We start from the raw sequence: 22,560 nt of genomic DNA, 5'->3' as shown, positions 1-22,560 counted from the left end.
GATCCACGCCATGCGTGGATACGGAAACCCGGACAAAAAAAATGGGAGCCCGCGAACGGGCTCCCCTCACCTTGCCTATGCCGCGCGTACTGGCTCATAGCCGTGCAGGTGCGCCTCACTGCTGGCCCGCCCCTGGCTGAGCGAACGCAGCGAGGTGGTGTAACCCACCAACTTCGCCAGTGGCGCGAAACCACTGACCTCGGCACGACCGTCCTGGTCCTCGATGCGGGCGATGCGGCCATGGCGCCGGTTGAGGTCGCCGACCACATCACCCACCGACGCCGACGGCGAATGCACCGTCACCGCCATCACCGGCTCCAGCAGCTGCGTGCCACCCTCGGCCAGCGCCGCCTTGATCGCCTCGGCGCCTGCGCGATGGAATGCCATCTCCGAAGAGTCCTTGGCATGGGTCTGGCCATCGACAAGACTGACCTCGATGCCGACCACCGGATGACCCTGCGGACCTTCCGACAGCGCAGCACGCACGCCCTTTTCCACCGCCGCGATGAAGCTGCGCGGCACCACGCCACCGACGATGCGGTCGTTGAACACGACAAGATCGTCGTCGCGCGGCGCCACATCCAGCACCACGTGCGCGAACTGGCCCTGGCCACCGGTCTGCTTGACCAGACGCCCGACGACACCGGTCATCGGGCGCATCGGCGTCTCCTGGTAGGCCACGCGTGGCGCACCTACGGCCACGTCGACCTTCCATTCGCTGCGCAGGCGCTCGACCATCACTTCCAAGTGCAGCTCGCCCATGCCCCAGACCAGGGTTTCACCCGTTTCCCGGTCCGTTTCCACACGGAACGAGGGGTCTTCCTGGGCCAGGCTGGCCAGTCCCTGCGCCATCCGGATCAGGTCCGCCGCACGCGCCGGCTCCAACCGCCAGGCCAGCACCGGCGCCTGGGCCTGGATGTTCTCCAGCCGCAGCGGCTGCGCACGGCTGCTCAGCGTCTCGCCACTGACCGCATCCTTCCAGCCCAGTACCGCGACAATGTCGCCGGCCACGGCCTGCTCGATGTCATGGGTCTGGTCGGCCTGCACCCGCACCAGGCGACTGACACGCCGCCCTTGCGGATGCTGCGAACTGGCCACCGCGTCGCCCACCTTCAAGGTACCCGAGTACAGCCGCACGAAGCTCAACGCGCCGTGCTGCTGGTGGGTGATCTTGAACAGCAGGCCTGCCAGTGGACCGTCCGGATCCGGCGGCAGCATCACCTCGCCCTCATCGCTTTCGGCGCTGACAGCAGGGCGATCCAGCGGCGACGGCAGGTAATCGACCACGGCATCCAGCAGCGTCTCGATGCCCTTGTCCTTGAACGCAGCACCGGCCAGCACAGGCACGCCTGCACCCGCCAGCGTCGCCCGGCGGATTGCCGCGCGCAGCGCCCCGGCATCGATCACGCGACCTTCCAGCCAGGCATCGGCCAGTTCTTCGTCATGATCGGCCACAGCTTCGACCAGCGCATCGCGCTGGGCCTGCCATTGGGCCCGCGCCGCTTCGTCCCACGGGGTCACCGTGGTTGCGCCGCCCTCCTGCCACTGCAGCACGCGCTCATCGACCAGATCGACCCAGCCATTGAAGCCGCTTTCGCTGCCCAACGGCACGCCCAGCGCCCACGGCCGCGCGCGCAGCTTGTCCTGCAGCTGCTCCAGCACGCGCTCAAACGAAGCGCCTACGCGGTCCATCTTGTTGACGAAAGCGATCAGCGGCACGCGATGGCGACGCGCCTGGCGCCACACCGTCTCGGACTGCGGCTGCACGCCATCCACGGCCGAGAACACCGCCACGGCGCCGTCGAGTACCCGCAGGGATCGCTCGACTTCGATGGCGAAGTCGATGTGGCCGGGGGTGTCGATCAGGGTCAGCCGATGCGGCGGCAGATCACGCGGTGCCCACTGCGCCTGCACGGCGGCCGCGCCAATGGTGATGCCCCGTTCGCGCTCGATCGCCGAGAAGTCGGTGGTCGCATTGCCGTCGTGCACTTCGCCGACGCGATGGATCTCGCCGCTTTTCCACAGCAGGCGTTCGGTCAGCGTGGTCTTGCCGGCGTCGATGTGGGCAATGATGCCAAGGTTGCGACGGCGGGAAAGGACTTGGGTGTTCATGAGATAGGTTCCTGCAAAGCCAACGATGGGGGCCGCGCACCCCGGTTGGCGACAGGGTGCGCGGCTAGCGTTCGGTCTCGGCGATCTGGTGCATGGCACGTTCTCCTTGCGGTACGTCGGGTTAGGGAAATGAAACTGCAGAAACGAAAAGAGCGCCCCGAAGGGCGCTCTGTGGATGATCCAGCGATAGCCGCTTCAGCGGCCCTGTGGAGCTCCAGGCAGACACGCCCGTTCCGCGCTTGCGCGGGTCAGGGTGAAAAACTTCAGGAGCGGCATCCGGTTCATGGGGCGCATTCTAGACCTGCCAATCTGGCGCGCAAGTGAATATTGCAAACATAAATAGAACGATGAGACCAGCAAAGATCGGGGTCAGATCCCTTTGCCCCGGGCAAAGGGTTCTGCCCCCTGGCAGCCCTCACTTGCAGCCGTGCAGCTTGCGCGCCTCGGCCACTGTTGCAGGCTGGTCATCCCCCATCGACATCCAGCCCTTCAACGAAATCGCCGGGTCCACGTGCGGCAGCCGTGGGCCACCATGAATCACGACCTCGATCCAGCTCCCCACCGGCGCCAGCTCGGACAGGCGTGCCGCCTGATCATCTTCGGTGCTGAATGTGTCGTCCGGGCCCGCCGGCGGCGTGGTATTCACGGTTTCCGTCTTGCGGGTCCGGACCCGAAGAGCACCATCCGGCAGCCGCTGACTGATCACGTCGTAGCGCTCGATACCGTATGCCCAGCTGTTCTCGCCAACACTGCGGGTCTCGCTACCGTCATCCGCCACGGTTACCACCTCGCCTGCCGGCCCGACAACGCCCGCGACAGCCCCCAAGCCGGACATCAGTGCCTGATAGACGATCATCTGCCGCTGCTCGGTAGTCAGCGCTCCGGCCTTGAGCTTGGCGGCAGGAATCTGCAGGTACGCCGCTTCACTGCACAGCACAAGTACCTGCTGGTCGTCCCAGCTCACCGACATTTCCTCGTTGGCAAAGTACTGCGTCTTCATCGACGTCACCGCGGCACCGTCGCCACTGGAATGCCGGGTTTCGATCAGCGAGGCATTCTCGGCCGCGTTGGTCAGCGAAACCTGGGAGGTCGACGCTGCATGGGCTGCGCAAACGGAAGCAATCATCGCGGCAAGCAGCACGCTGCGGGTAACGGTGCGGAACATGGCATCAGTCCATTGAAGAAAACGAAGCCTCCATGATACCCGGAGCAACCTGGCGGACCTTCGCTCAGGTCACCACCACCAGCGGCACCCCACGACGCGGATGCTCCAGCACCACTACATCCTGCTGGTACACGCGCTGCAGGTTGTCTTCGGTGAGCACCTGCAATGGCGTGCCATCGGCCGCCACCGTGCCCTGCTCCAGCAGCACGATGCGGTCGGCATAGCCTGCGGCCAGATTGAGGTCGTGCAGGACCACGATCACGCACGCACCGGCTTCGGCACAGGCACGCACACTGCGCAGCGTGCGCTCCTGATGGCGCAGATCCAGCGCAGCAGTGGGCTCATCCAGCAGCAGCAATGGCGTGTCCTGTGCCAGCACGCGCGCGAACGTGGTCCGGGCGGACTCACCACCGGACAGCTGCTGCACCTCGCGCAGGCGCAGGGCCTGCAGTTCGGCGGCATCGATGGCAGCTTCCACCTGCGCGTCGTCCACACGCGGATCCGGCGGATGCGGCAATCGCCCCATCGCCACCACCTCTTCGACGCTGAAAGCAAAACGCACGCCGTGCTCCTGCGGCATTACCGCGCGCTCGCGCGCCAGCGGCCCCGCCTTGTAACTGGTCAACGGCCTGCCCAACAGGCTCACCTCCCCCGCATCGGCGCGCAGGTCGCCGGCCGCGACCGCCAACAGCGTGGACTTGCCCGCACCGTTCGGGCCCACCAGTGCGGTCACCGTACCCGGTTCGAACGCCAAGGAAATGCCGTGCAGGATCTCACGTTGCTGGCGGCGCACCACCACCTCGTGCAGCTTCAACAGCACACTCATGGCACCGCCTTGCGGCGCTGCTGCAGCACCAGCCAGAGGAAGAACGGCGCACCCAGCGCCGCCGAGAACAGGCCCAGCGGAATCTCAGCGGGTGGATCCAGCGTGCGCGCCGCGGTATCCGCCACTACGATCAGCACTGCACCCAGCAGGCCGGACAACGGCAGCAACCAGCGATGACCCGGGCCGACCAGCAGGCGTGCCACGTGCGGCACTACCAGGCCAACGAAACTGATCGAACCGGCAAACGCCACCGCCGCGCCCACCAGCAGCGCGCTGAACGCCACCAGGCGACGCCGCGTGCGCGTGACATCCAGCCCGAGGTGCTGTGCCTGGCGCTCCCCCAGCGCCAGCATGTCCAGCGGCGTTGCCAGTCGCTGCAACGCGAACACGCCAATCGCAAACAGCGGCACCACCGCCACCACATCGGCCCAGTTGGCACGTGCCAGCGAGCCCATCTGCCAGAATACCAGCGACTGCAGTTCGCTTTCGCTTGCGATGTAAGTGAGGAAACCAATCAGCGCCGAGCAGAACGCGGCCATCGCGATACCGACCAGCAGCAGCGTGGCGTTACCCGCGCCTTTGCCGGGCCGTGCCAACGCATACGTCAGGCCGATCGCCAGCGCACCGCCGACGAACGCGGCCACAGGCACCAGCCAGCCCGCCGCACCGGCGGCGCCCAGCACGATGGCGGCCACCGCACCCAGTGCAGCACCCTGGCTGACACCGACGATGCCGGGGTCGGCCAGCGGATTACCGAACAGGCCCTGCAGGCTGGCACCGGCCATCGCCAGAGACGCGCCCACCATCGCACCCAGCAGGGCACGCGGAATGCGCAGTTGCCAGACCACGGCCAGATCGCGGCTACTGACTGCCTGCGGATCCAGCAGGCCCAGCTTCACCGCCAGCGCCTGCATCACCTCCAGCGGTGGCAACCGCAGCGGGCCCACGGCGAACGACGCCAGCACCGCCCCCAGCAGGGCCAGCAAGGCCATCATCAACATCGCCCGCCCGCCCGCGACGGCGGCGCCGATCCGCCGGACTCATGCCTTCGGCAACGCTGCCAGGGCCTTGGCCAGCGCCAGCGCGCCCGCACCAGAACCCACGCTGGTGTACTTCAGCTGCACATCCGGCATCACCCAGACCCGGTTGGCCTGCCCGGCCGGGGTCTGCTTCAGCGTCGGGTACGCCTTCCATAGGCCATCGGCACCGCCGAACAGCTGCAGGTCGTGCTCGGTCACCAGGATCACTTCCGGTGCCGCCGCGACCACGCCCTCGTTGCTCAGCTGCGAGTAGTTCTTCACCCCGGCCTCGGTGCCGATGTTGATGCCGCCGGCCAGGGCGATCAGCTGCGCCGAGGCGCTGTCGGCACCCGCAACGGTGGGCGAGCCGCCAGCGCCGGTCGCCGATACGTGGATCAGTCGTGGCGCATGGCCCAGGCCCTTGCCAATCGCTGCAGCCTCGTCGAGCTGGCGCTGCACCTGCGTGGCCAGTGTTTGCCCCGCTTCGGCCAGCCCTAGTGCCGCAGCGACCTTGCGCACCTTGTCCGGCGCCGGCTGCAGGTCATCGATGACCACCGCCGGCTCGCCCACCTCGCGCAGCTTTTTCGCCAGCTCGGTGTGGCGGCGCAGGCTGTTGCCGAGGAACAGCGAGCCCTGCAGGCTCAGCACGCCTTCCACGCCCGTGGTGCGGTTGAACAGGAACTGGTGAGGGGCAGCCAGGCCGGCCTGGGTGGTGGTGTTGGTTGGCGCAGCGAATACCTGCTTGCCCAGTCCCAGCGCCTCGATCACCGCGATGACGTCGTCACCACCGGCAATGATCCGGCTGGTGTCGGACACTTCAATGTCGGCACCGTCATCGGAATGCACTTTGGCCGGCAGCACGGCCCTCTGTTCATGCACCGCTGGCATCTCGGCACCGGCCACGCGCTGCCAGCCTGCCGGCAACGCGGTTTCGGCAGCAGCTGTTGCGGCAGGCGGCTCGGCAGTCTTGTGGCCATCCGACGGCGTTGACGAGCCACTGCAGGCAGACAGCGCCAGCGAAACAGCCAGCGGGAGCGCACACAGGCGCAGACGGGACGCGATGTTCATGGACATTCTCCTTGCTGGCAGGGCGACGCGCACGCCGCCCTGCCCTGTGACTTACTGCTTCGGGGTGATGCGGGTGATGCGATCACCCTTCGGATCTTCGGCGCCACGTGACTTGTTCACCGCAAACACGTTGCCCTTGCCGTCGGCACGCACATGGTTCGGAAGGGTGCCGCCATCGAGGTTGGCCACCACCTTGCCGTCACCATTCACCACGGTGACCGTGCCAGCGCCACGGTTGCTGACATAGGCCAGGCCGGAGGCATCATCGAAGGCGACGTTCAGCGCGCCGGCGCCGACCGGCACGTCATGCAGCACCTTTCCGGCGGCCACGTCAACGATCAGCAGGTTGTCGGTGCCCTGCGAGGCCACATAGAGCCGGTTGCGTGCTGCGTCGAAGGCCACGCCAGAGGCGCTGATCGAATTGCCCAGGTCGATGACCTTGTCGACCTTGCCGCTGGCCACATCGATCACCGCCGCTTCCGGGGTACCGATGCTGACGGTGAACAGCTTGCCGCCCTTCTCGTCCAGCACCAGGCTCATCGGGGTGAACTTGCCGTCATCCACGCCGGATTCCAGCGTCACCTGCGGCAGCTCCTTGAACGTCTTCGCATCGAACACCGACAAATGGTCCTCACCCGTGGCCGACGCGAACACCTTGCCGTGGGTGCCGTCGACCACTACGTCGCGCGCGTGCGGCACGGTGTCGACCGGGAACTGGTGGACCAGCGAGAGGTCCTTCTGGCGGTAGACCGCAATCGAGTTCTGCCGGGTATTGGTGACCCAGACATTGCCATTGGCGTCATCCACGCCCACACCGTAGACCGCATAGACCGCGCCGTTGGTGCTGCCCGGCACCTGCGCCGGGGTGATCGCCTTGGTCACCTTCAGGGTCTTCGGGTCCAGCTTCAACAGCTGCGACTGGGTCACCGGCGGGCGGCCCACGGCCGAGGTGACGAACACGGCATTGCTGTCGGCGCTGTAGGCGGACTGGTACAGGCCCGGCACCAGCTTGTTGGACTGGGTGGCGAACTGCGCTTGGCCGGACAGCGGCAGCTGCGGCGACACGCGCAGCTTCAGCACCGTGGCCGCAGCCGGCTGGCTGGCGCGCACCACCACTGGGTGGGTGCCCGGCACCGCATCGGCCGGAATGCTCAGCTGGGTCTTGAAGTTGCCGTCGGCATCGACCACCAGCGGCTGCGTGTTGAGCACGCTGTCGCCACGCAGCAGGCTGACCTTCTGGCCCGGCACGAAGCCACGGCCGACCACGTCGGCGGTGCTGCCGGGAACCACGTTCTCACCGCGCGAGACGACCTCACCCTTGAAAGTGGCGTTGGCCGGCTGATCGAACACCGGCTGGGCGGTGGCGGTCACCGCCAGCAGCAGACCGGCGGCGAGAGAGGTGAGACGGAAAGACGGATGGAACGACATGGCAGGCTCCTTGCACACGTAGGCCGCGCCACGTGGCGCGGGATTCATCGGTTGCCTGGGCCGCTGCACGCCGGCAGCCTCGCCTGGGTAGTGGGGTCGCACGGCATGGCGCGCGAAGGCATTCATTCGGCGGCGCTGTCCCCGCCATTGGGCGCGCCATTGCCGGCGCTGCGGTCGGACACGCCATACAGTTCATGCAGCGCAGCGTGGAACGATGCCGGCAGCATCGGGCCGTGGCCGAGGCCATCGAACTCGCGGTACTGCACGCTCAGGCCCGGCACCTTGCCCAGCCGCTCGGACAACTGCATCGCCGCATCCGGGGTGGCGCCACTGATCCGGCGCAGGTGCGCAACCACGCGCGGGTTGCTCATATCGCGCTTGCCGCGATCACCGACGCGCTCGGCGCCGCCCAGCATCAGCCAGAGCTTGGCCGGCTGGCCGTGCACGTTCTGCACGAACTGCTGCTCCGGATCACCCAGCGCCGCGCCCTGGCTCCACCACAGCGACGGACTGGCTGCCAGATAGGACTGGAACGCGGCAGGTCGCGTGTACAGCGCATTGAGCACGAATAGCCCGCCCAGCGAATGGCCCCACAGCGCCTGCTGCTGCGTATCGATGCGTGCGCGACGCTCGACTTCCGGCTTGATGCGGCGCTCGATCACATCAAGGAAAGCCGCAGCGCCGCCGCCGACGGCCTGGGTCGTGCCGCTCTCGTCGTCGGCACGGTCGATCCACGCGGTGTAGTCGCGGGTACGCGCCCTGGAATCGATGCGCAGGTCGTTGTCGTAGCCGATCAGCACCAGTACCGGCGGTGCCTTGCGCGCAGCCAGCTCGGCCAGCAGCCGCTGGTCCAGCACCATGGCCACGGCATTGCCATCCAGCGCGTACAGCACCGGGGATGGGGTCTTGCCGGCCTTGGCCGGGATCGCCAGGTTCACCCGCCAACGGCGCTGCTGGTCCGGGCTGTCCACCACGAAACGCTCGAAGCGATAGCTGGCCGCCGGCTCGTCGAGCACGGTGTGGCCGATCTTCTGCAGCGGATTACGCTGCTGCGCATGGGCGTAAGCAGTGGCCAGGAGTAGACCCATCATCATGGCAGCCAGGCCGCGGGCCAATGGGCCACGGCGCGAAGGCAGGACGAAAAGCTTCATCAGTGGCGGCAGGAGCGGCCAAGGCCGCCGGTTCTCAGGGGACCGCAGTCTACCTTAAACGCGAATGATTATCACATCGATCAAACGTCACGCTGTATATCACGCGCGCGATGCATTCATTTTCCCGGTTGCGCCGGAAACACCGGATCCACTATTTTGCCGGGCAGCGGGGCGCAGGAGCGCCCTTCCCTCGCAGGGCTGCGGATGGATGGGCAATCGAGTCGCCGGCCGCGCCCTGTCCTTTGCCAAACCCATCCACGCATGGCGTGGATCTACTGACCACCATCCACGGGAATGAATCCCGTGACTGCGAGAACACCTTGAAGCGCACCGCCTTGATCGCCCTTTCCCTCGGCCTGCTTGCACCGCTGGCCGCCCATGCCGCACAGGATCTGCCAACGCTCTACCAGGCCTTTGAAGAGGCCGGCAATTCGTCACTGGGCATGGAAGAACTCAACCAGACGGTGACATTCACTGCCGTTGCCCTGGGCGTCTCCAGCAACCTGGCGGGCGAGCCGCTGATCGAGGCCGGCGACGACCAGGGCAATGTCCTGGCCCGGCTGACCAGCGACGACGAGCACCAGGCGGCCAAGCTGGGCGCGCTGGAAGAAGGCGCGACTTTCACCGCAAGCTGCACGCTGCAGTTCAGCTCGGGAACGGACTACCTTTCCTTCGGCGACTGCAGCATCAAGTAAGAAAGAAGCCGGCGAAACGCCGGCTTCGTTTTCCCGCCCTGTAGAAGTCGAGCCATGCTCGACTCACGCAGTCTCACGGCCCCGCAGGCACCGGGCCGTAGACGTTCTCCTGCGGTGTACCTGGCAGCAGCGCGAACACGAAGATCACCAGGCCACCGAACGGAACGAAGGCCAGCAGGTACATCCAGCCCGACTGGTTGCAGTCGTGCAGTCGGCGCACGGTGACGGCAATGACCGGCACGAACGTGGCCAGCCAGAACACGACGAACAGGATGATCGACGCGATGCCCAGCACGTCGGACTGCATCACCAGCCCGGCGATGAGCGGCACCATCAGCACGGCGGAGACGATCAACAGGAACAGCTGGAACATCCAGTACTCGCGACGGTTGGCACGACCCTCGAACTGGGCATAACGCTTCAACGGCAGAATCATTTCCTGCACGGCATCAATCCTTGAAAAAGCAGCCGCGCAGTGTGCCAAAGGAGCGCCCGCAGGACAATGTGGTGACGAACCACACTCGACTGCCATTACCCCTGTAGCGCCGAGCCATGCCCGGCTGCTGTTTCCGCAGGTGCTGCTGGGTCGGTCCAGAGCGGAGTCGAGCATCGCTCGATGCTACATAAGCCAGCTCAACGGCCGTTCGCGGCCCTCGCCGCCTCACGTTCGGCGCGCAGCCGATCAAGCTTTTCCTTCAGCTTGATCTCCAGGCCCCGCGGCACCGGGTTGTAGTACACCCGTTCGCCCATCGCATCCGGGAAACCGGTCTGGTCCAGCGCGATGCCCCCCTCGGCATCGTGGTCGTACTGGTATTCGGCGCCGTAGCCCAGCTCCTTCATCAGCTTGGTTGGCGCATTGCGCAGATGCAACGGCACCTCTTCGGTACCGCTCTGGCGCACGTCGGCCTTGGCCTGGTTGAACGCGGCATAGCCCGCGTTCGACTTGGCGGTGCTGGCCAGGTACAGCACCAGCTGGGCGAACGCGAGCTCGCCTTCCGGGCTGCCGAGCCGCTCGTAGATGTCCCAGGCTTCCAGCGCCATGCTCTGCGCGCGCGGATCGGCCAGGCCGATGTCCTCGATCGCCATGCGGGTCAGTCGACGTGCCAGGTAGGATGGATCGCAACCGCCATCGAGCATGCGGGTCAGCCAGTACAGCGCGGCATCCGGATTGGAACTGCGCACGGACTTGTGCAGCGCCGAAATCTGGTCGTAGAACTGCTCGCCGCCCTTGTCGAAGCGGCGGGTACGATCGGCCAGCACCTGGGTCAGGGTCTGCGGGGTGATGCGACCCCCTTCCCCACCCGCCAGTTCGGCGGCGATTTCAAGAAGGGTCAGTGCGCGGCGCACGTCACCATCAGCGGCAGTGGCGATTTCCAGCAGCAGCTCGGGCGCAACCTCGATACCCTCCTCGCCCAGGCCGCGTTCGCGGTCGCCCAGCGCGCGTTCCAGCGCCTCGACGATATCGGTTGGCGATACCGCTTCCAGCACATGTACGCGGCAACGCGACAGCAGCGCCGAGTTCAGCTCGAACGACGGATTCTCGGTGGTGGCACCGACGAACAGGATCGTGCCGCGCTCGATGTGCGGCAGGAAGGCATCCTGCTGCGCCTTGTTGAAGCGATGCACCTCGTCCACGAACAGCACGGTGCGCCTGCCCTCGGCGAACCGTTGCGCAGCCTCGGCCAGCACCTGGCGCACTTCCGGCAAGCCGGACAGCACGGCGGAGATGGCACGGAACTCGGCATCGGAGTACTCGGCCAGCAGCAGTGACAGCGTGGTCTTGCCGCAGCCCGGCGGGCCCCACAGGATCATCGAATGCACGCGCCCGGATTCGACCGCGCGACGCAGCGCGCTGTCCGGCGCCAGCAGGCGCTTTTGCCCGACCATTTCGTAGAGGGTGCGCGGGCGCATGCGCTCGGCCAGCGGGCGCAGATGTTCCCGATCAACGCTCAGCAGATCGGGGCCGGGGAAGGAAGTTGAACGATGTCTTGCCACCCGCACATTGTACCGCGACAAGGTGACGACGATTCCGGTAGTGCCGGCCGCTGGCCGGCAGATCAAAATTGCGTCAACCAAGGTTGACACCCACCAAGGCGGTGCCGGTTGACACCCACCGGAGCAGGTGGCGCCGGGTCATGCCCGGCATCCTCGGTCAATTACCGATGACGTCCGTGCCCTTCGGCGGGGTGAAGCTGAAGGTGCCGGCAGCAAAGCCTGGATTGCGCTTCCAGCCACTGAAGCTGATCACGGTGCGCTGTCCGACCGCGTCGGTGATCTCCATCTTGGCCAGGCCCTGGGCATTGAAGCCCAGCGCGGCGTACTGGAAGCTGGCTTCGGTCTCGCGCTTCGGCGACAGCGACAGCCACTGCAGGCCATCACGCTGCGCAGCCTCTTCACTGACGTCGTACTGCTGTTCCAGCAGCGCCGGGTTGATCAGCGCAGTCAGCGGGCTGTTCTGCTCTTCCTTGCCCTGCTCGCGCACGGTGACCTGCTCCAGGTCCGGCTCGTACATCCAGACCTTCCTGCCGTCAGCCACGATCAACTGTTCGTGCGGGCGCACGTATTCCCAGCGGAACAGGCGCGGCGCCGACAGGGCCACGCGGCCACTGGTCGATTCCTTCACCTTGCCGCGGCTGTCGAACACCTGCTGGCTGAACTGGCCATCCAGGCCCTTCAGGCCACTGGTGAAAGTCTTCAGGTCATCGCGGGCACCGGCCCAGGCACTGCCGGCAGCGGCACAGGCGACGGCCAGGGTAGTCGTGGCAAGGAAACGGCGGAAGCGGAAGTTCATGCGGAAATCCTGTGGGCGCGGGCGCCAGGAAAGGTGGTTGCCAGTGTGCCCGGGGGAAGATGAATGGGCGATCAGGGCGACATTATGCCGCCCTGAACGTCCATCGGCGATTCAGCCGTCAGATGCCGGCAGCTTGCCGTACAGCACCTGGCCGCGGAAGCCGCGACGCACTTCGCGGTACAGCGCGCGGAACGCCGGATAGTCCTGCGGCTGGCACAGCGCCTCCGGGCCACGCACCGCGTTCTGCTGCAAGCGGTGGTGCACGATCACCTCCTGGCCCTCGCGGCTCCAGTCCACCCGGTATTCGCCAGCGGCATTGGTAAAGCGCTGGCTGGCCGGAATGGCGATGATCGGCGCATTGGCCGGGAACTGCAGGCGATAGGTTTCCTCGCGCAGGCTGGCATTGCAGTAGAAAGGCGTCTCGTTGGCCGGCGCCGAGGCGGTGGCGTACAAGCCACGCACCGACTCGCCACCCGGCGGGTCCGGCACGGCCATGCCGCCGGCCACGCTGAAGTCGGCGTAGTCCTCGGCCTGGAAGGCCATGCGGTAGCCGAACGGCCGGGTCAGGTCGACCGGTACGCCCTGGATCTGCAGCTGCCCTCGCCCATCGAATCCTGAGGCGGCCATGATCTGCTCCTCAGCGCGCGCACGGTTCTGCGCGTTGAGCTGTGAGAACTGCGCGCGCATGCCGATCTCGGCGTTCTCGCCCAGCTTCGGGATCGTCTCGCCGCGCAGGTTGCCGTTGGCGTCGAAGGTGAAACGCACTTCCATCGAGGTGGCGTTACGCTCCGGCGTGTTGGCCGGAGTGCGCGCCAGCGTGGCGTCGCGGGTGCGCATCACCGGCGCACCCAGGTCACCCTCCGGCAGCTGGCCGAAGCGCGCCCACGCGGTGGTCGAATCGAGGTACAGATCGAATTCGGGGATGTAGGTGATGGCGTGGTTGAAGCGACCCAGCACCGGAATCCTCGGCAGCGTCGGGCCGCCCCCCGCACCGATCAGCACCGGCGAGCTGGCGATACCCTTGGCCGCAAGCAGCGCCTCGAGGATCGTCACGTGGTCCTTGCAGTCACCATAGTGATTGTCGAGGATGCTCTGCGCGCTGTTCGGCTCCAGGCCGCCGTTGCCCAGGTACACCGCCACATAGCGGATGTTCTGCGCGACCCAGCGATACAGCGCATCAGCCTGTTCGCGGCGGTCGCTGATGCCGGCGGTGATCTCATCAGCGAGCGCCTGCAGCGCTGGGGTCACCTCGGCCGCCGGGCCCGCCTTGAGCTGGTAGGCGCGCCCCATCTGCGACCAGTCACGATACGTGCTGGCCATGATGTTCGGGCCGAACTCCCAGCCCGCCGCCGACCAGTTCTGCGCCGGCATCGCCTCGCGGCGCTGGTAGCGCCAGCGCCATTGCGCCTGGCCATTCTTCACTGTCGGCCGGTCACTGCCCTGCACGCCGCGGCTGTCCACGAACATCGGCAGGTTGGCCGGCGCACTCAGGGTGACCTCGGCGTCCTCGTACTCGGTGAAGACGTTGAAGGTCTCCCACAGGCCGAAATAGCCCGGGAAGTACGGCGTAGCCTGGGTGCGACGCACCTGGTAGTACAGGCGCGTGCCCGGGGCCAGGTTCGGGAACACGATCACCCGCACCTTGCGGTCGGCATACATCGCCGCCGAGGCGCTGGAGTAGCTTTCCTGGGTGTAGATGCGGTCGGCCGGCACGTCGCGGCGCTGGCCGTCGGCGGTGATGGTGTAGGCGCTAAGCACCTCCAGCGTTTCCATCTTCTCGCTGTAGCTCAGCCGCACCTGGCTGAACTGCTCGACCGAGGCCTTGGTCTTGAGCAGGACCTCGTAGGTTTCGGTCTGCACATTGCCCGCATCCGGCCGGACCTGGTAGTCGGCGCGGTAACGGACAATGCTGAAATTATTGCTGGCTTCGGTATCGCCGCTGGTGGAAGGCGGCGCCGTGGCGGGCGCGGAGGTGGCGGTTTCTGCCAGTGCCGGGCCGGCAGCCATCAGGGCAGCCAGCGCCAGCGCCAGCGCGCTTGGTACGGGGTGAAGCATGCGTCGGTTCCTTGGACGTCGTGGGGGATACGTCGGGTCTTACTTCGGCGGCGGCGGTGCCAGCACCGTGCGGTCGCCGTTGTGCTCGGGCGGGCTGACCACGCCGGCCGCTTCCATGGCCTCGATCAGTCGCGCTGCACGGTTGTAGCCGATCTTCAGCCGGCGCTGCACGCCGGAAATCGAGGCACGGCGGGTCTCGGTGACCACCCGCAGCGCTTCGTCATACAGCGGGTCGGACTCGTCGCCGGCCGCACTGGTCTCGGGCAGGCCAGTGGCGCCGACGACCACGCCGTCGCCCATCGTCTGCACTTCGTCCAGCACGCCGTCGACATAGTCGGCCGGGCCCATCGCCTTGAGGTGCTCGACCACGCGATGTACTTCGTCGTCGGACACGAACGCACCATGCACGCGCTCGGGCAGCGCGGTGCCCGGCGGCAGGTACAGCATGTCGCCGTGGCCCAGCAGGGTCTCCGCGCCAGACTGGTCGAGAATGGTGCGCGAGTCGATCTTGGAGCTGACCTGGAAGGCGATGCGGGTCGGGATGTTGGCCTTGATCAGGCCGGTGATCACATCCACCGACGGGCGCTGCGTGGCCAGGATCAGGTGGATGCCAGCCGCACGCGCCTTCTGTGCCAGGCGCGCGATCAGCTCTTCCACCTTCTTGCCGACGATCATCATCATGTCGGCGAATTCGTCGATGAAGATGACGATGAACGGCAGCGTTTCCAGCGGACGCGGCGCCTCGCCCAGCTCCGGGTTCGGCTTGAACAGCGGATCCATCAGCGGCTGGCCGGCGTCCTGGGCTTCCTTCACCTTCTTGTTGAAGCCGGCCAGGTTGCGCACGCCCACCGCGCTCATCAGCTTGTAGCGGCGCTCCATCTCGGCCACGCACCAGCGCAGGCCGTTGGCGGCCTCCTTCATGTCGGTGACCACCGGCGCCAGCAGGTGCGGAATGCCCTGGTAGACGCTCAGCTCGAGCATCTTCGGGTCGATCATCAGCATCCGCAGGTCTTTCGGCGAGGCCTTGAACAACAGGCTCAGCACCATCGCGTTGACCGCCACCGACTTGCCCGAACCGGTCGTACCGGCCACCAGCAGGTGCGGCATGCGCGCCAGGTCGGCCACGGTCGGGCGGCCGGCGATGTCCTTGCCCAGCGCCAGGGTCAGCACGCTGGCCGATTTGTCATATTCCTTCGAGCGCAGCAGCTCGGACAGGAAGATCATCTCGCGGGTGACGTTGGGAATTTCCAGGCCGATCACCGACTTGCCCGGGATGACGTCGACCACGCGCACCGACTTCACCGACAGGCCGCGCGCGATGTCCTTGTCCAGCGAACTGATCTGGCTGACCTTGATGCCCGGTGCCGGCTCGATCTCGAAGCGGGTGATGACCGGGCCAGGGTTGGCGCCGACCACCTGCGCATCGATGCGGAAGTCCTTCAGCTTGAACTCGATCTGCCGCGACAGGGTCTCCAGTGTCTCTTCGTCGTAGCCCTTCGGCTGTGGCTTGGGATCATCCAGCAGCGCCAGCGGCGGCAGGTCGGAACCATCGCCGTTGACGCCACGGAACATCGGAATCTGGGTATCGCGCTTGGCGCGATCACTCTTCTCGATCACCGGCTCAGGGCGCGGTTCGATCTTTACCGGCTCGCGCTTGGCGCGCACCTCGGCGTCGGCCTTGCGCACTTCCTGGCGCTCCTCGCGCATCACCCGGGTCTGCTTCCACTCGCTGACTTCTTCCTTCTTGCGCTCCAGCAGCGGTGCCAGCGACATTACGCCACGGCCGATCTTCTCCATCACCGTGAACCAGGACAGCCCGGTGGCCAGAGTGATCGAGGCCAGCAGCAATACCAGCACGAACAGGTTGGCGCCCAGCGCACCGAAGCCCACCGTGAGCGAATTGCCCACCAGCTTGCCGAGAATGCCGCCGGCACTGGCGACATCGCCACTGAACAGGCGCACGTGCAGGAAGCCGGTGCCGGCGATCAGGAAACCGACCAGACCGACCAGGCGCAGCGCCGGGTCCAGATCGTTCTCGCCCTTGCTCTCGCGCTTGAGGCCGAACATGGCGATCCACGCCAGTGCGCCGAGCACCACCGGCAACAGGAAAGCGATGTAGCCGAACAGCTGCAGCAGCACGTCGGCAATCCAGGCCCCGGCGCGGCCGCCGAGGTTATGCACCGGCGCGACCACGCTGCCGGTATGCGACCAGCCCGGATCCGTGGCTGAATAGGTGAACAGACTGGCCGCCAGGTACAGCAGGGCCGGCGCGATGGCGATCAGGCCCAGATCGCGCCAGAGGCGCTGGCGGCGTGGATTGTCGGTCGTCGCCGCCGCGGCCGTGCGACGTGACGCCTTGCTGTCGTCCGACTTGGAGCGTTCAGGGACCTGCTTCGCCACCTTAGACCATACCTTTGGAATGCGCTGTTAGTGATTGATAATAAATGAGACGGCGTCAGTTTTCAGTTATGCGACGTCGGGCAAGGCAATCCGAGGCCCGGAACCACCGCTGGATGACGGCGTTCTGTTCATCGGCTTGAATCGCCCTGCCCCAGCCGCCACTCTATGAGCAGCCATGGATGCTGCGCAAACATCGCCAGCGCCTTGTCCCATCTACCTTTTCGCGAGTTTACATGAGCACCAGCCTGCCCTCCCGCCACCAGCGCCTCGTCATCCTCGGTTCCGGCCCGGCCGGTTGGACCGCCGCCGTCTACGCCGCCCGTGCCAACCTGAAGCCGGTCGTCATCACCGGCCTGCAGCAGGGTGGCCAGCTGATGACCACCACCGAGGTGGACAACTGGCCGGGTGACGCCCACGGCCTGATGGGCCCGGACCTGATGGCGCGCATGCAGGCGCACGCCGAGCGCTTCGAGACCGAGGTCATCTTCGACCATATCCACACCGCCGACCTGTCGCAGCGCCCGTTCAAGCTGATCGGCGACAGTCACGAGTACACCTGCGACGCGCTGATCATCGCCACTGGCGCCACCGCCAAATACCTGGGCATCCCGACCGAAGAGACCTTCAAGGGCCGCGGCGTCTCCGCCTGCGCCACCTGTGACGGCTTCTTCTACCGCGACCAGGACGTGGTCGTGGTCGGCGGCGGCAACACCGCCGTCGAAGAGGCGCTGTACCTGTCCAACATCGCCCGCAAGGTCTACCTGGTCCACCGCCGCGACACTCTGAAGGCGGAGAAGATCATGCAGGACAAGCTGTTCAGGAAGGTCGCCGAAGGCAAGATCGAGACCGTCTGGCACCACCAGGTGGAGGAAGTGCTGGGCAACGATGCCGGCGTGACCGGCGTTCGCGTGAAGTCCACCCTGGACGGCAGCACCCGCGACATCGACGCACACGGTTTCTTCGTGGCCATCGGCCACCATCCGAACACGACCCTGTTCGACGGCCAGCTGGCGATGAACAACGGCTACCTGGAAATCCGCTCGGGCCTGGGCGGCAACGCCACCCAGACCTCGGTGGAAGGCGTGTTCGCCGCCGGCGACGTAGCCGACCAGCACTACCGCCAGGCGATCACCTCGGCCGGCTTCGGCTGCATGGCCGCACTGGACGCCGAGCGCTACCTGGACGCGCAGGGCAAGGCCAGCTGAGTCGAGCCATGCTCAATTCAGGCAAATGGCCGACGCGAAAGCGTCGGCCTTTCTCGTTACATCCCTGCGGCAGCCGTATTCTCAGGCAAGCCATTTCGATCAGGGCCGCCCGCATCGGCAACACAACGAACGGTGTGAGGCACGGGCTGCGACTTGACCCCGTCCGCATCCAACACGTGCGTCTCCCAGCCGAGCGCCCCCACGCTGTTGCGACCGCAGCTGAGTTGCATCCTGCTGGGCTGGTCAGGCGAATCGATGACCACCGTCCGTCCGCTGCAGCTCCACCCTGATGGGCACAGCGTATTGCGGGTGATCAGGCTGATCGGGAATTGCGGATGGCCCGCAAACGCCACGTCCACCTCGCGCGAGTCGCCGGATGGAACGTCGACATCTGCGATCGGCTGCCCGGACAGCGGCTCACACGACTTTCCCGTTGCCCACAGGCGATAGCCCTTCTCCACCCCTTTCATCGATGCCGAGCGGAAGACGGGGTCCTGCAGCGCCTTGGCATCATCCGGATTCGTGTGGAACGCCGTCTCTACGATGATCGATGGCATGTGCGCCTCTCGGTTCTCCCCCTTGTTCAGCGCGTGCGGAGCGGGAGCGACGGTGAATGCCGCATACTCAGGTAGCGAGTGAATCAGCTCCTTCATAGAGCACAGGACACTCTGTGCAAGGGCAGCATCCATCGGCCTACCAGGTTGCACGATCACACGAGTACCGCGCGCGGCCCCCGTGGGTTCTCCATTGCTGTGCAGATGAATCGCCACCTCAGCTCCGTGGTGGTTTGCGAGAAGCGGCCGACTGTTGATGTCTTCACGCTCCTCCCGATCCCAAAGCGTACTGCCTGCGTACGTGTTCCATATCTTTGTCTCGGCCGGATACTGCTCGGCAATCGCGTAGCGCGCAGCTATGGTCCACCACTCCTCACCACTCGGAGGATGAGTCGTTCCCGTGATCTGAACGCGCGGGCGGATGACAGGCATTTGGCTCCTTTGCTCGATCATCGCCTTCAGGTCCGCGGCGTACGACGGAGTCAAGAGCCCCTCCGAGACGCCATTCCATTCATCCCTTGAGGTCACCCACCGGTTGTCCTTGTAGCTGTAGAAATACCCATGCCCGGCTGCGACAAACGCCATCCCGGACCCAGGCGTTCCACGCGTCCGCCGCAGCGCTTCCCCCGCTTCCCGCGCCGCATCGTCCGCAGCCTTTATCTCAGGAAAGTAGTATTCGATCTCTTTCCCGTCATACAGAAAAACGACACGACTGAACGGAGCCGCCTGCTCGGCCCAATGCAGTAGTCCAAAACTGATCTCGCTTCGCTGATCCTCGAACGACGGCCCGTAATCGGCAGGAAGGAAGACCCGATCCAGCGCCACGGTCACTACACCGTTGGCGATATCTGCTGATACCTCAACCCGGCGACTGCGCGCCTGGCCATCCACAAGACGAACGCGCTCCAGAATGTCGCGCGCCTTCTGGGTCAAGAGGATGTCGAGCCCAGTGTCCTGCTCCACCGCACGAGGAGCGTCAACGGCCTGCGCGGGGCTGATCAACAGTCCGCCGCCCACAAGAGACAGCAGAACAGAAAGGGATCCAAGGCGAAGCTTCTGGTTCATTTTGGCTACTCCATGCAAGAGTGAATGCACCGCTCCAGCGGCGCAGCTCACTCTGTCCTTTCGAATTCAGGCATTCCGCAACCCAGCGCACACGGATGGAGAATTCAAATTTTCCTCACCTCCAACCGAAACAAACCAACCCAGCCCCGCCAACACCATTCGTGATCCACCTGGCCTATCCTTGCCAACCATGCCCTCCCCCCGCTTCCTCGACTCCCTGCAGTCCATTCCCGCCACGGACTGGGACGCCCTGCACGACGGCCAGAACCCGTTCGTCAGCCACGCCTTCCTCTCAGGCCTGGAACAGCACGGCTGCCTGCGCGAGGACTGGGGCTGGCAGCCCCGGCACTTCACGCTGTGGGAGGGCGAGCGCCTGATCGGCGCCATTCCGGGCTACCTGAAGACCAACTCCCACGGCGAATTCGTGTTCGACCATGCCTGGGCCAACGCCTATGCCCGCCATGGCCGCGACTACTACCCGAAGTGGCTGGGCGCGGTGCCGTACTCGCCGGTCACCGGGCCGCGCCTGCTGGCCCGTCACGATTCAGATCGCACCGCGTTGCTTTCGGTGTTGCGTGATGCACTGCCAGCACTGGAGGTGTCATCGGCCCATATCAATTTCCACACCGCAGCGGACGAGGCGCTGTTCGGCGATGACTGGCTGCTGCGCGAGGACGTGCAGTTCCAGTGGCAGAACCCGGGTGACTGGGCGACATTCGACCAGTTCCTCGGCGCGATGAACCACAAGCACCGCAAGAACATCCGCCAGGAACGGGCCAAGGTCACCCGCCAGGGCATCACGTTCCGCGTGGTGCATGGCGACGAGGCCAGCCGCGCCGACCTGCAGGCGATGTATCGCTTCTACCTGCAGACCTTCCTTGAGTACGGCAATGCCCCGGCGCTGACCGAGGCTTTCCTGCGCCATCTGGCCATTTCATTGGGACGTGGGCTGGTGCTGTTCCTGGCCGAGCAGGAAGGCCAGCCAATCGCCGGCGCACTTTGCCTGCGCGGTGGTGACACGCTGTACGGTCGCTACTGGGGTGGCGCCACATTGCCCGGCCTGCATTTCGAAGCCTGCTACTACCAGGGCATCGAATACTGCCTGCGCGAAGGGCTGAGCCGTTTCGAGCCGGGCGCACAGGGCGAGCACAAACTGGCGCGAGGCTTCCTGCCGACGCTGGTACGCAGCCGGCACTGGGTGGCCGACGCGGATTTCGCCGAGGCGCTGCAGGAGTGGTGCCGGCAGGAGCGGCGCGATGTGCGGCGGTACCGGCAGGAGCTGTTGGGGCACAGCCCATTTCGCGCGGACGGGTGACCAGCCAACCAGCGTTGGCATCTACCACGGCATTCGCGCGGGGCCGCGACGACTACAATGCCGGCATGACCCGCCAGCTGCCCTGGCGCCTGGCCGATGCGCCGGACGCTCCCTTCCCTCCTGCCGAGACCGCCCTGCGCCAGCCCGACGGCCTGCTCGCGGTGGGTGGTGACCTGCATCCAGCGCGTCTGCTCAACGCCTACGCAGGCGGCATCTTTCCGTGGTTCAGCGAGGGCGAGCCGATCCTGTGGTGGTCGCCTGATCCGCGCATGGTGTTCCGCACCGACGGCGTGCACCTGTCCAGCCGCTTCCGCCGCCAGCTGCGCAGCAGTACATGGGAGGTCAGCGCGGACACCGCCTTCAGCCAGGTGATGCGCGCCTGTGCGGCGGCACCTCGGCCCGGCCAGGACGACACCTGGATCAGCCCGGCCATGGTCGAGGCCTACAGCCAGTTGCACGACCTCGGCTTCGCCCATTCCTTCGAAGTCTGGGACCGTCAGTCGCTGGTCGGCGGCATCTACGGGGTGGCCATCGGGTCAATGTTCTTCGGCGAGAGCATGTTCAGTGGCGCCAGCGGTGGTTCCAAGATCGCGCTGGCGGCACTGGCGTCCACGCTTCACGGCTGGGGTTGGGAGCTGATCGACGCCCAGGTGGAAAATCCGCACCTGCTGCGGATGGGCGCCGAACACCTGCCGCGCGCGGAATTCCTGCAGCACGTGCGCCAGGCCGTGCGCCGTGACAGCCGTGAAGGCTCGTGGACACAGGCCGTCGGACGCTTGCCAGCCCAGCATTTGGCCGGCGGTTAACACAAACTTTGCAAGCTGGGCCGGTCACGCGTAAAATACCGCGCCTTAGGCCCAGCGTGGCCGTTTTCTGAACCGCACAGGACTACATGTCGAAAGACGATTCCATCGAGTTCGAGGGCACCGTCAGCGAGACGCTGCCGAACACCACTTTCCGCGTTCGTCTGGAAAATGGGCACGAAATCATCGCCCACATCTCCGGCCGCATGCGCAAGAACTACATCCGCATCCTCACCGGTGACCGGGTCAAGGTTGAAATGACCCCGTACGACCTGACCAAGGGTCGTATCACCTACCGCATGAAGTAAGCGGTCGGCGCGCTGCGCCATTTCGACAAGGCCAGCCCTGGTTGCTGGCCTTTTGTCATGCCTGCAATCCGGCCCTGCCGGAGGTCATCGTGACCGAACTCACCGTGACGTCGGTCAGCCCTGCTTGCGGCAGATTCGCATCTGCATCCGTGGCGGCATCGTGGGACCCGATCCAGTCCGGATCGCCATCCCCTGCCCCGCCATGAACATGCTCCCGCTGACCGCTCTGCTCGTCGCCCTTGCCGTGTCCGCCAGCGCAGCGCCCGTGCACGCCGCCGACACTCTTTCCACCTCCAGTGACTGCGTCCAGCTGGGCAGCGACCAGCAACTGGTGCGCGCCGGCGCCTCGCGCAACATCCTGCTGCGCAATGGCCAGGACCACTACGTCGTGCATTTCCAGGACGACTGCTCGGCGGCAGGCTACTCGCGGAAACTGAGCTTCGCTACGGACGGCCAGCAGGGTCTGCTGTGCGCTGCCGGCCGCAGCCAGCTGAACACCGATTCCAGCCGCTGCATCGTGTCGCAGATCGAACCAGTTGACGAGGCCACCTTCAAGAAGAAAGCCCGCCAGCGCAGCCGCTGACGTCGCGTACAACAAGG

General features: G+C 66.0%; 19 protein-coding genes. 6 read left to right on the top strand and 13 right to left on the bottom strand.

Annotated elements, in window-relative coordinates; translation table 11 throughout:
* Window positions 1-75 precede the first annotated feature (75 nt).
* The 7 genes from fusA to N5E02_RS00160 form a co-directional block, all read right to left on the bottom strand.
* A complete protein-coding gene (gene fusA, locus N5E02_RS00190) occupies window positions 76-2,112 on the bottom strand; it encodes an elongation factor G (protein WP_171956039.1) in 2,037 nt (678 codons plus the stop codon).
* A gap of 415 nt (window positions 2,113-2,527) precedes the next feature.
* Complete coding sequence (locus tag N5E02_RS00185) at window positions 2,528-3,277, bottom strand: hypothetical protein (protein WP_065178577.1); 750 nt, start codon at window positions 3,275-3,277, stop codon at window positions 2,528-2,530.
* Window positions 3,278-3,341: 64 nt separating this feature from the next.
* The gene (locus N5E02_RS00180) at window positions 3,342-4,103 is read right to left on the bottom strand and encodes a heme ABC transporter ATP-binding protein (RefSeq protein WP_279945673.1); all 762 of its coding nucleotides are present in this window, start codon (window positions 4,101-4,103) and stop codon (window positions 3,342-3,344) included.
* Window positions 4,100-5,104: an iron ABC transporter permease gene (locus N5E02_RS00175; protein ID WP_345782196.1), complete on the bottom strand. Its 1,005-nt coding sequence runs from the start codon at window positions 5,102-5,104 to the stop codon at window positions 4,100-4,102. Before N5E02_RS00175 ends, N5E02_RS00180 begins: the two co-directional genes overlap by 4 nt.
* Before the next feature lie 39 nt (window positions 5,105-5,143).
* Window positions 5,144-6,190 carry an ABC transporter substrate-binding protein gene (locus tag N5E02_RS00170; RefSeq protein ID WP_279945671.1) on the bottom strand — a complete coding sequence of 349 codons (1,047 nt, stop codon included), beginning with the start codon at window positions 6,188-6,190 and terminating at the stop codon, window positions 5,144-5,146.
* 51 nt (window positions 6,191-6,241) lie between these two features.
* A complete protein-coding gene (locus N5E02_RS00165; protein WP_279945670.1) occupies window positions 6,242-7,618 on the bottom strand; it encodes a YncE family protein in 1,377 nt (458 codons plus the stop codon).
* Between the two features lie 122 nt (window positions 7,619-7,740).
* Window positions 7,741-8,769, bottom strand: a complete 1,029-nt coding sequence (locus N5E02_RS00160; RefSeq protein WP_279945669.1) for an alpha/beta hydrolase-fold protein — start codon at window positions 8,767-8,769, stop codon at window positions 7,741-7,743.
* A 320-nt stretch (window positions 8,770-9,089) separates the two neighbouring features.
* On the opposite strand from N5E02_RS00160, the gene N5E02_RS00155 reads away from it, so the two are divergent.
* Complete coding sequence (locus N5E02_RS00155; RefSeq protein WP_005416493.1) at window positions 9,090-9,464, top strand: hypothetical protein; 375 nt, start codon at window positions 9,090-9,092, stop codon at window positions 9,462-9,464.
* Window positions 9,465-9,537: 73 nt separating this feature from the next.
* Here N5E02_RS00155 and N5E02_RS00150 read toward each other — a convergent pair whose 3' ends face one another.
* From N5E02_RS00150 to N5E02_RS00130, 5 genes are all read right to left on the bottom strand, one after another.
* Window positions 9,538-9,909: a DUF805 domain-containing protein gene (locus N5E02_RS00150; protein ID WP_026346975.1), complete on the bottom strand. Its 372-nt coding sequence runs from the start codon at window positions 9,907-9,909 to the stop codon at window positions 9,538-9,540.
* 188 nt (window positions 9,910-10,097) lie between these two features.
* Complete coding sequence (locus N5E02_RS00145) at window positions 10,098-11,375, bottom strand: replication-associated recombination protein A (protein WP_279945668.1); 1,278 nt, start codon at window positions 11,373-11,375, stop codon at window positions 10,098-10,100.
* 241 nt (window positions 11,376-11,616) lie between these two features.
* Complete coding sequence (gene lolA, locus N5E02_RS00140; protein ID WP_005416489.1) at window positions 11,617-12,255, bottom strand: outer membrane lipoprotein chaperone LolA; 639 nt, start codon at window positions 12,253-12,255, stop codon at window positions 11,617-11,619.
* 111 nt (window positions 12,256-12,366) lie between these two features.
* A complete protein-coding gene (locus tag N5E02_RS00135) occupies window positions 12,367-14,310 on the bottom strand; it encodes a DUF3857 domain-containing protein (protein ID WP_164229452.1) in 1,944 nt (647 codons plus the stop codon).
* Between the two features lie 39 nt (window positions 14,311-14,349).
* Complete coding sequence (locus N5E02_RS00130) at window positions 14,350-16,710, bottom strand: DNA translocase FtsK (protein ID WP_005416487.1); 2,361 nt, start codon at window positions 16,708-16,710, stop codon at window positions 14,350-14,352.
* 233 nt (window positions 16,711-16,943) lie between these two features.
* Between N5E02_RS00130 and trxB the strand changes: the two genes are divergently transcribed.
* Complete coding sequence (gene trxB / locus N5E02_RS00125) at window positions 16,944-17,915, top strand: thioredoxin-disulfide reductase (RefSeq protein WP_005416486.1); 972 nt, start codon at window positions 16,944-16,946, stop codon at window positions 17,913-17,915.
* Window positions 17,916-17,971: 56 nt separating this feature from the next.
* Here trxB and N5E02_RS00120 read toward each other — a convergent pair whose 3' ends face one another.
* Window positions 17,972-19,534 carry an N-acetylmuramoyl-L-alanine amidase gene (locus tag N5E02_RS00120; RefSeq protein WP_279945667.1) on the bottom strand — a complete coding sequence of 521 codons (1,563 nt, stop codon included), beginning with the start codon at window positions 19,532-19,534 and terminating at the stop codon, window positions 17,972-17,974.
* 190 nt (window positions 19,535-19,724) lie between these two features.
* Between N5E02_RS00120 and N5E02_RS00115 the strand changes: the two genes are divergently transcribed.
* From N5E02_RS00115 to N5E02_RS00100, 4 genes are all read left to right on the top strand, one after another.
* Window positions 19,725-20,849, top strand: a complete 1,125-nt coding sequence (locus tag N5E02_RS00115; protein WP_049460779.1) for a GNAT family N-acetyltransferase — start codon at window positions 19,725-19,727, stop codon at window positions 20,847-20,849.
* A gap of 65 nt (window positions 20,850-20,914) precedes the next feature.
* Window positions 20,915-21,655: a leucyl/phenylalanyl-tRNA--protein transferase gene (gene aat, locus N5E02_RS00110; protein WP_235649574.1), complete on the top strand. Its 741-nt coding sequence runs from the start codon at window positions 20,915-20,917 to the stop codon at window positions 21,653-21,655.
* Between the two features lie 86 nt (window positions 21,656-21,741).
* A complete protein-coding gene (gene infA, locus N5E02_RS00105) occupies window positions 21,742-21,960 on the top strand; it encodes a translation initiation factor IF-1 (protein ID WP_005409596.1) in 219 nt (72 codons plus the stop codon).
* 202 nt (window positions 21,961-22,162) lie between these two features.
* The gene (locus N5E02_RS00100) at window positions 22,163-22,543 is read left to right on the top strand and encodes a hypothetical protein (protein WP_049460780.1); all 381 of its coding nucleotides are present in this window, start codon (window positions 22,163-22,165) and stop codon (window positions 22,541-22,543) included.
* Window positions 22,544-22,560 lie beyond the last annotated feature (17 nt).

This window comes from Stenotrophomonas sp. GD03777, from assembly GCF_029842485.1.
In the GTDB taxonomy this organism is placed as follows: domain Bacteria; phylum Pseudomonadota; class Gammaproteobacteria; order Xanthomonadales; family Xanthomonadaceae; genus Stenotrophomonas; species Stenotrophomonas sepilia.
This window is presented reverse-complemented; position numbering and strand designations above follow the sequence as displayed.

Coding starts and splice junctions, on each gene's coding strand:
- fusA (WP_171956039.1), bottom strand. CDS start 2,112: ATGAACACCCAAGTCCTTTCCCGCCGTCGCAACCTTGGCATCATTGCC.
- N5E02_RS00185 (WP_065178577.1), bottom strand. CDS start 3,277: ATGTTCCGCACCGTTACCCGCAGCGTGCTGCTTGCCGCGATGATTGCT.
- N5E02_RS00180 (WP_279945673.1), bottom strand. CDS start 4,103: ATGAGTGTGCTGTTGAAGCTGCACGAGGTGGTGGTGCGCCGCCAGCAA.
- N5E02_RS00175 (WP_345782196.1), bottom strand. CDS start 5,104: ATGTTGATGATGGCCTTGCTGGCCCTGCTGGGGGCGGTGCTGGCGTCG.
- N5E02_RS00170 (WP_279945671.1), bottom strand. CDS start 6,190: ATGAACATCGCGTCCCGTCTGCGCCTGTGTGCGCTCCCGCTGGCTGTT.
- N5E02_RS00165 (WP_279945670.1), bottom strand. CDS start 7,618: ATGTCGTTCCATCCGTCTTTCCGTCTCACCTCTCTCGCCGCCGGTCTG.
- N5E02_RS00160 (WP_279945669.1), bottom strand. CDS start 8,769: ATGAAGCTTTTCGTCCTGCCTTCGCGCCGTGGCCCATTGGCCCGCGGC.
- N5E02_RS00145 (WP_279945668.1), bottom strand. CDS start 11,375: ATGCGCCCGCGCACCCTCTACGAAATGGTCGGGCAAAAGCGCCTGCTG.
- lolA (WP_005416489.1), bottom strand. CDS start 12,255: ATGAACTTCCGCTTCCGCCGTTTCCTTGCCACGACTACCCTGGCCGTC.
- N5E02_RS00135 (WP_164229452.1), bottom strand. CDS start 14,310: ATGCTTCACCCCGTACCAAGCGCGCTGGCGCTGGCGCTGGCTGCCCTG.
- trxB (WP_005416486.1), top strand. CDS start 16,944: ATGAGCACCAGCCTGCCCTCCCGCCACCAGCGCCTCGTCATCCTCGGT.
- N5E02_RS00120 (WP_279945667.1), bottom strand. CDS start 19,534: ATGAACCAGAAGCTTCGCCTTGGATCCCTTTCTGTTCTGCTGTCTCTT.
- N5E02_RS00115 (WP_049460779.1), top strand. CDS start 19,725: ATGCCCTCCCCCCGCTTCCTCGACTCCCTGCAGTCCATTCCCGCCACG.
- aat (WP_235649574.1), top strand. CDS start 20,915: ATGACCCGCCAGCTGCCCTGGCGCCTGGCCGATGCGCCGGACGCTCCC.
- infA (WP_005409596.1), top strand. CDS start 21,742: ATGTCGAAAGACGATTCCATCGAGTTCGAGGGCACCGTCAGCGAGACG.
- N5E02_RS00100 (WP_049460780.1), top strand. CDS start 22,163: ATGAACATGCTCCCGCTGACCGCTCTGCTCGTCGCCCTTGCCGTGTCC.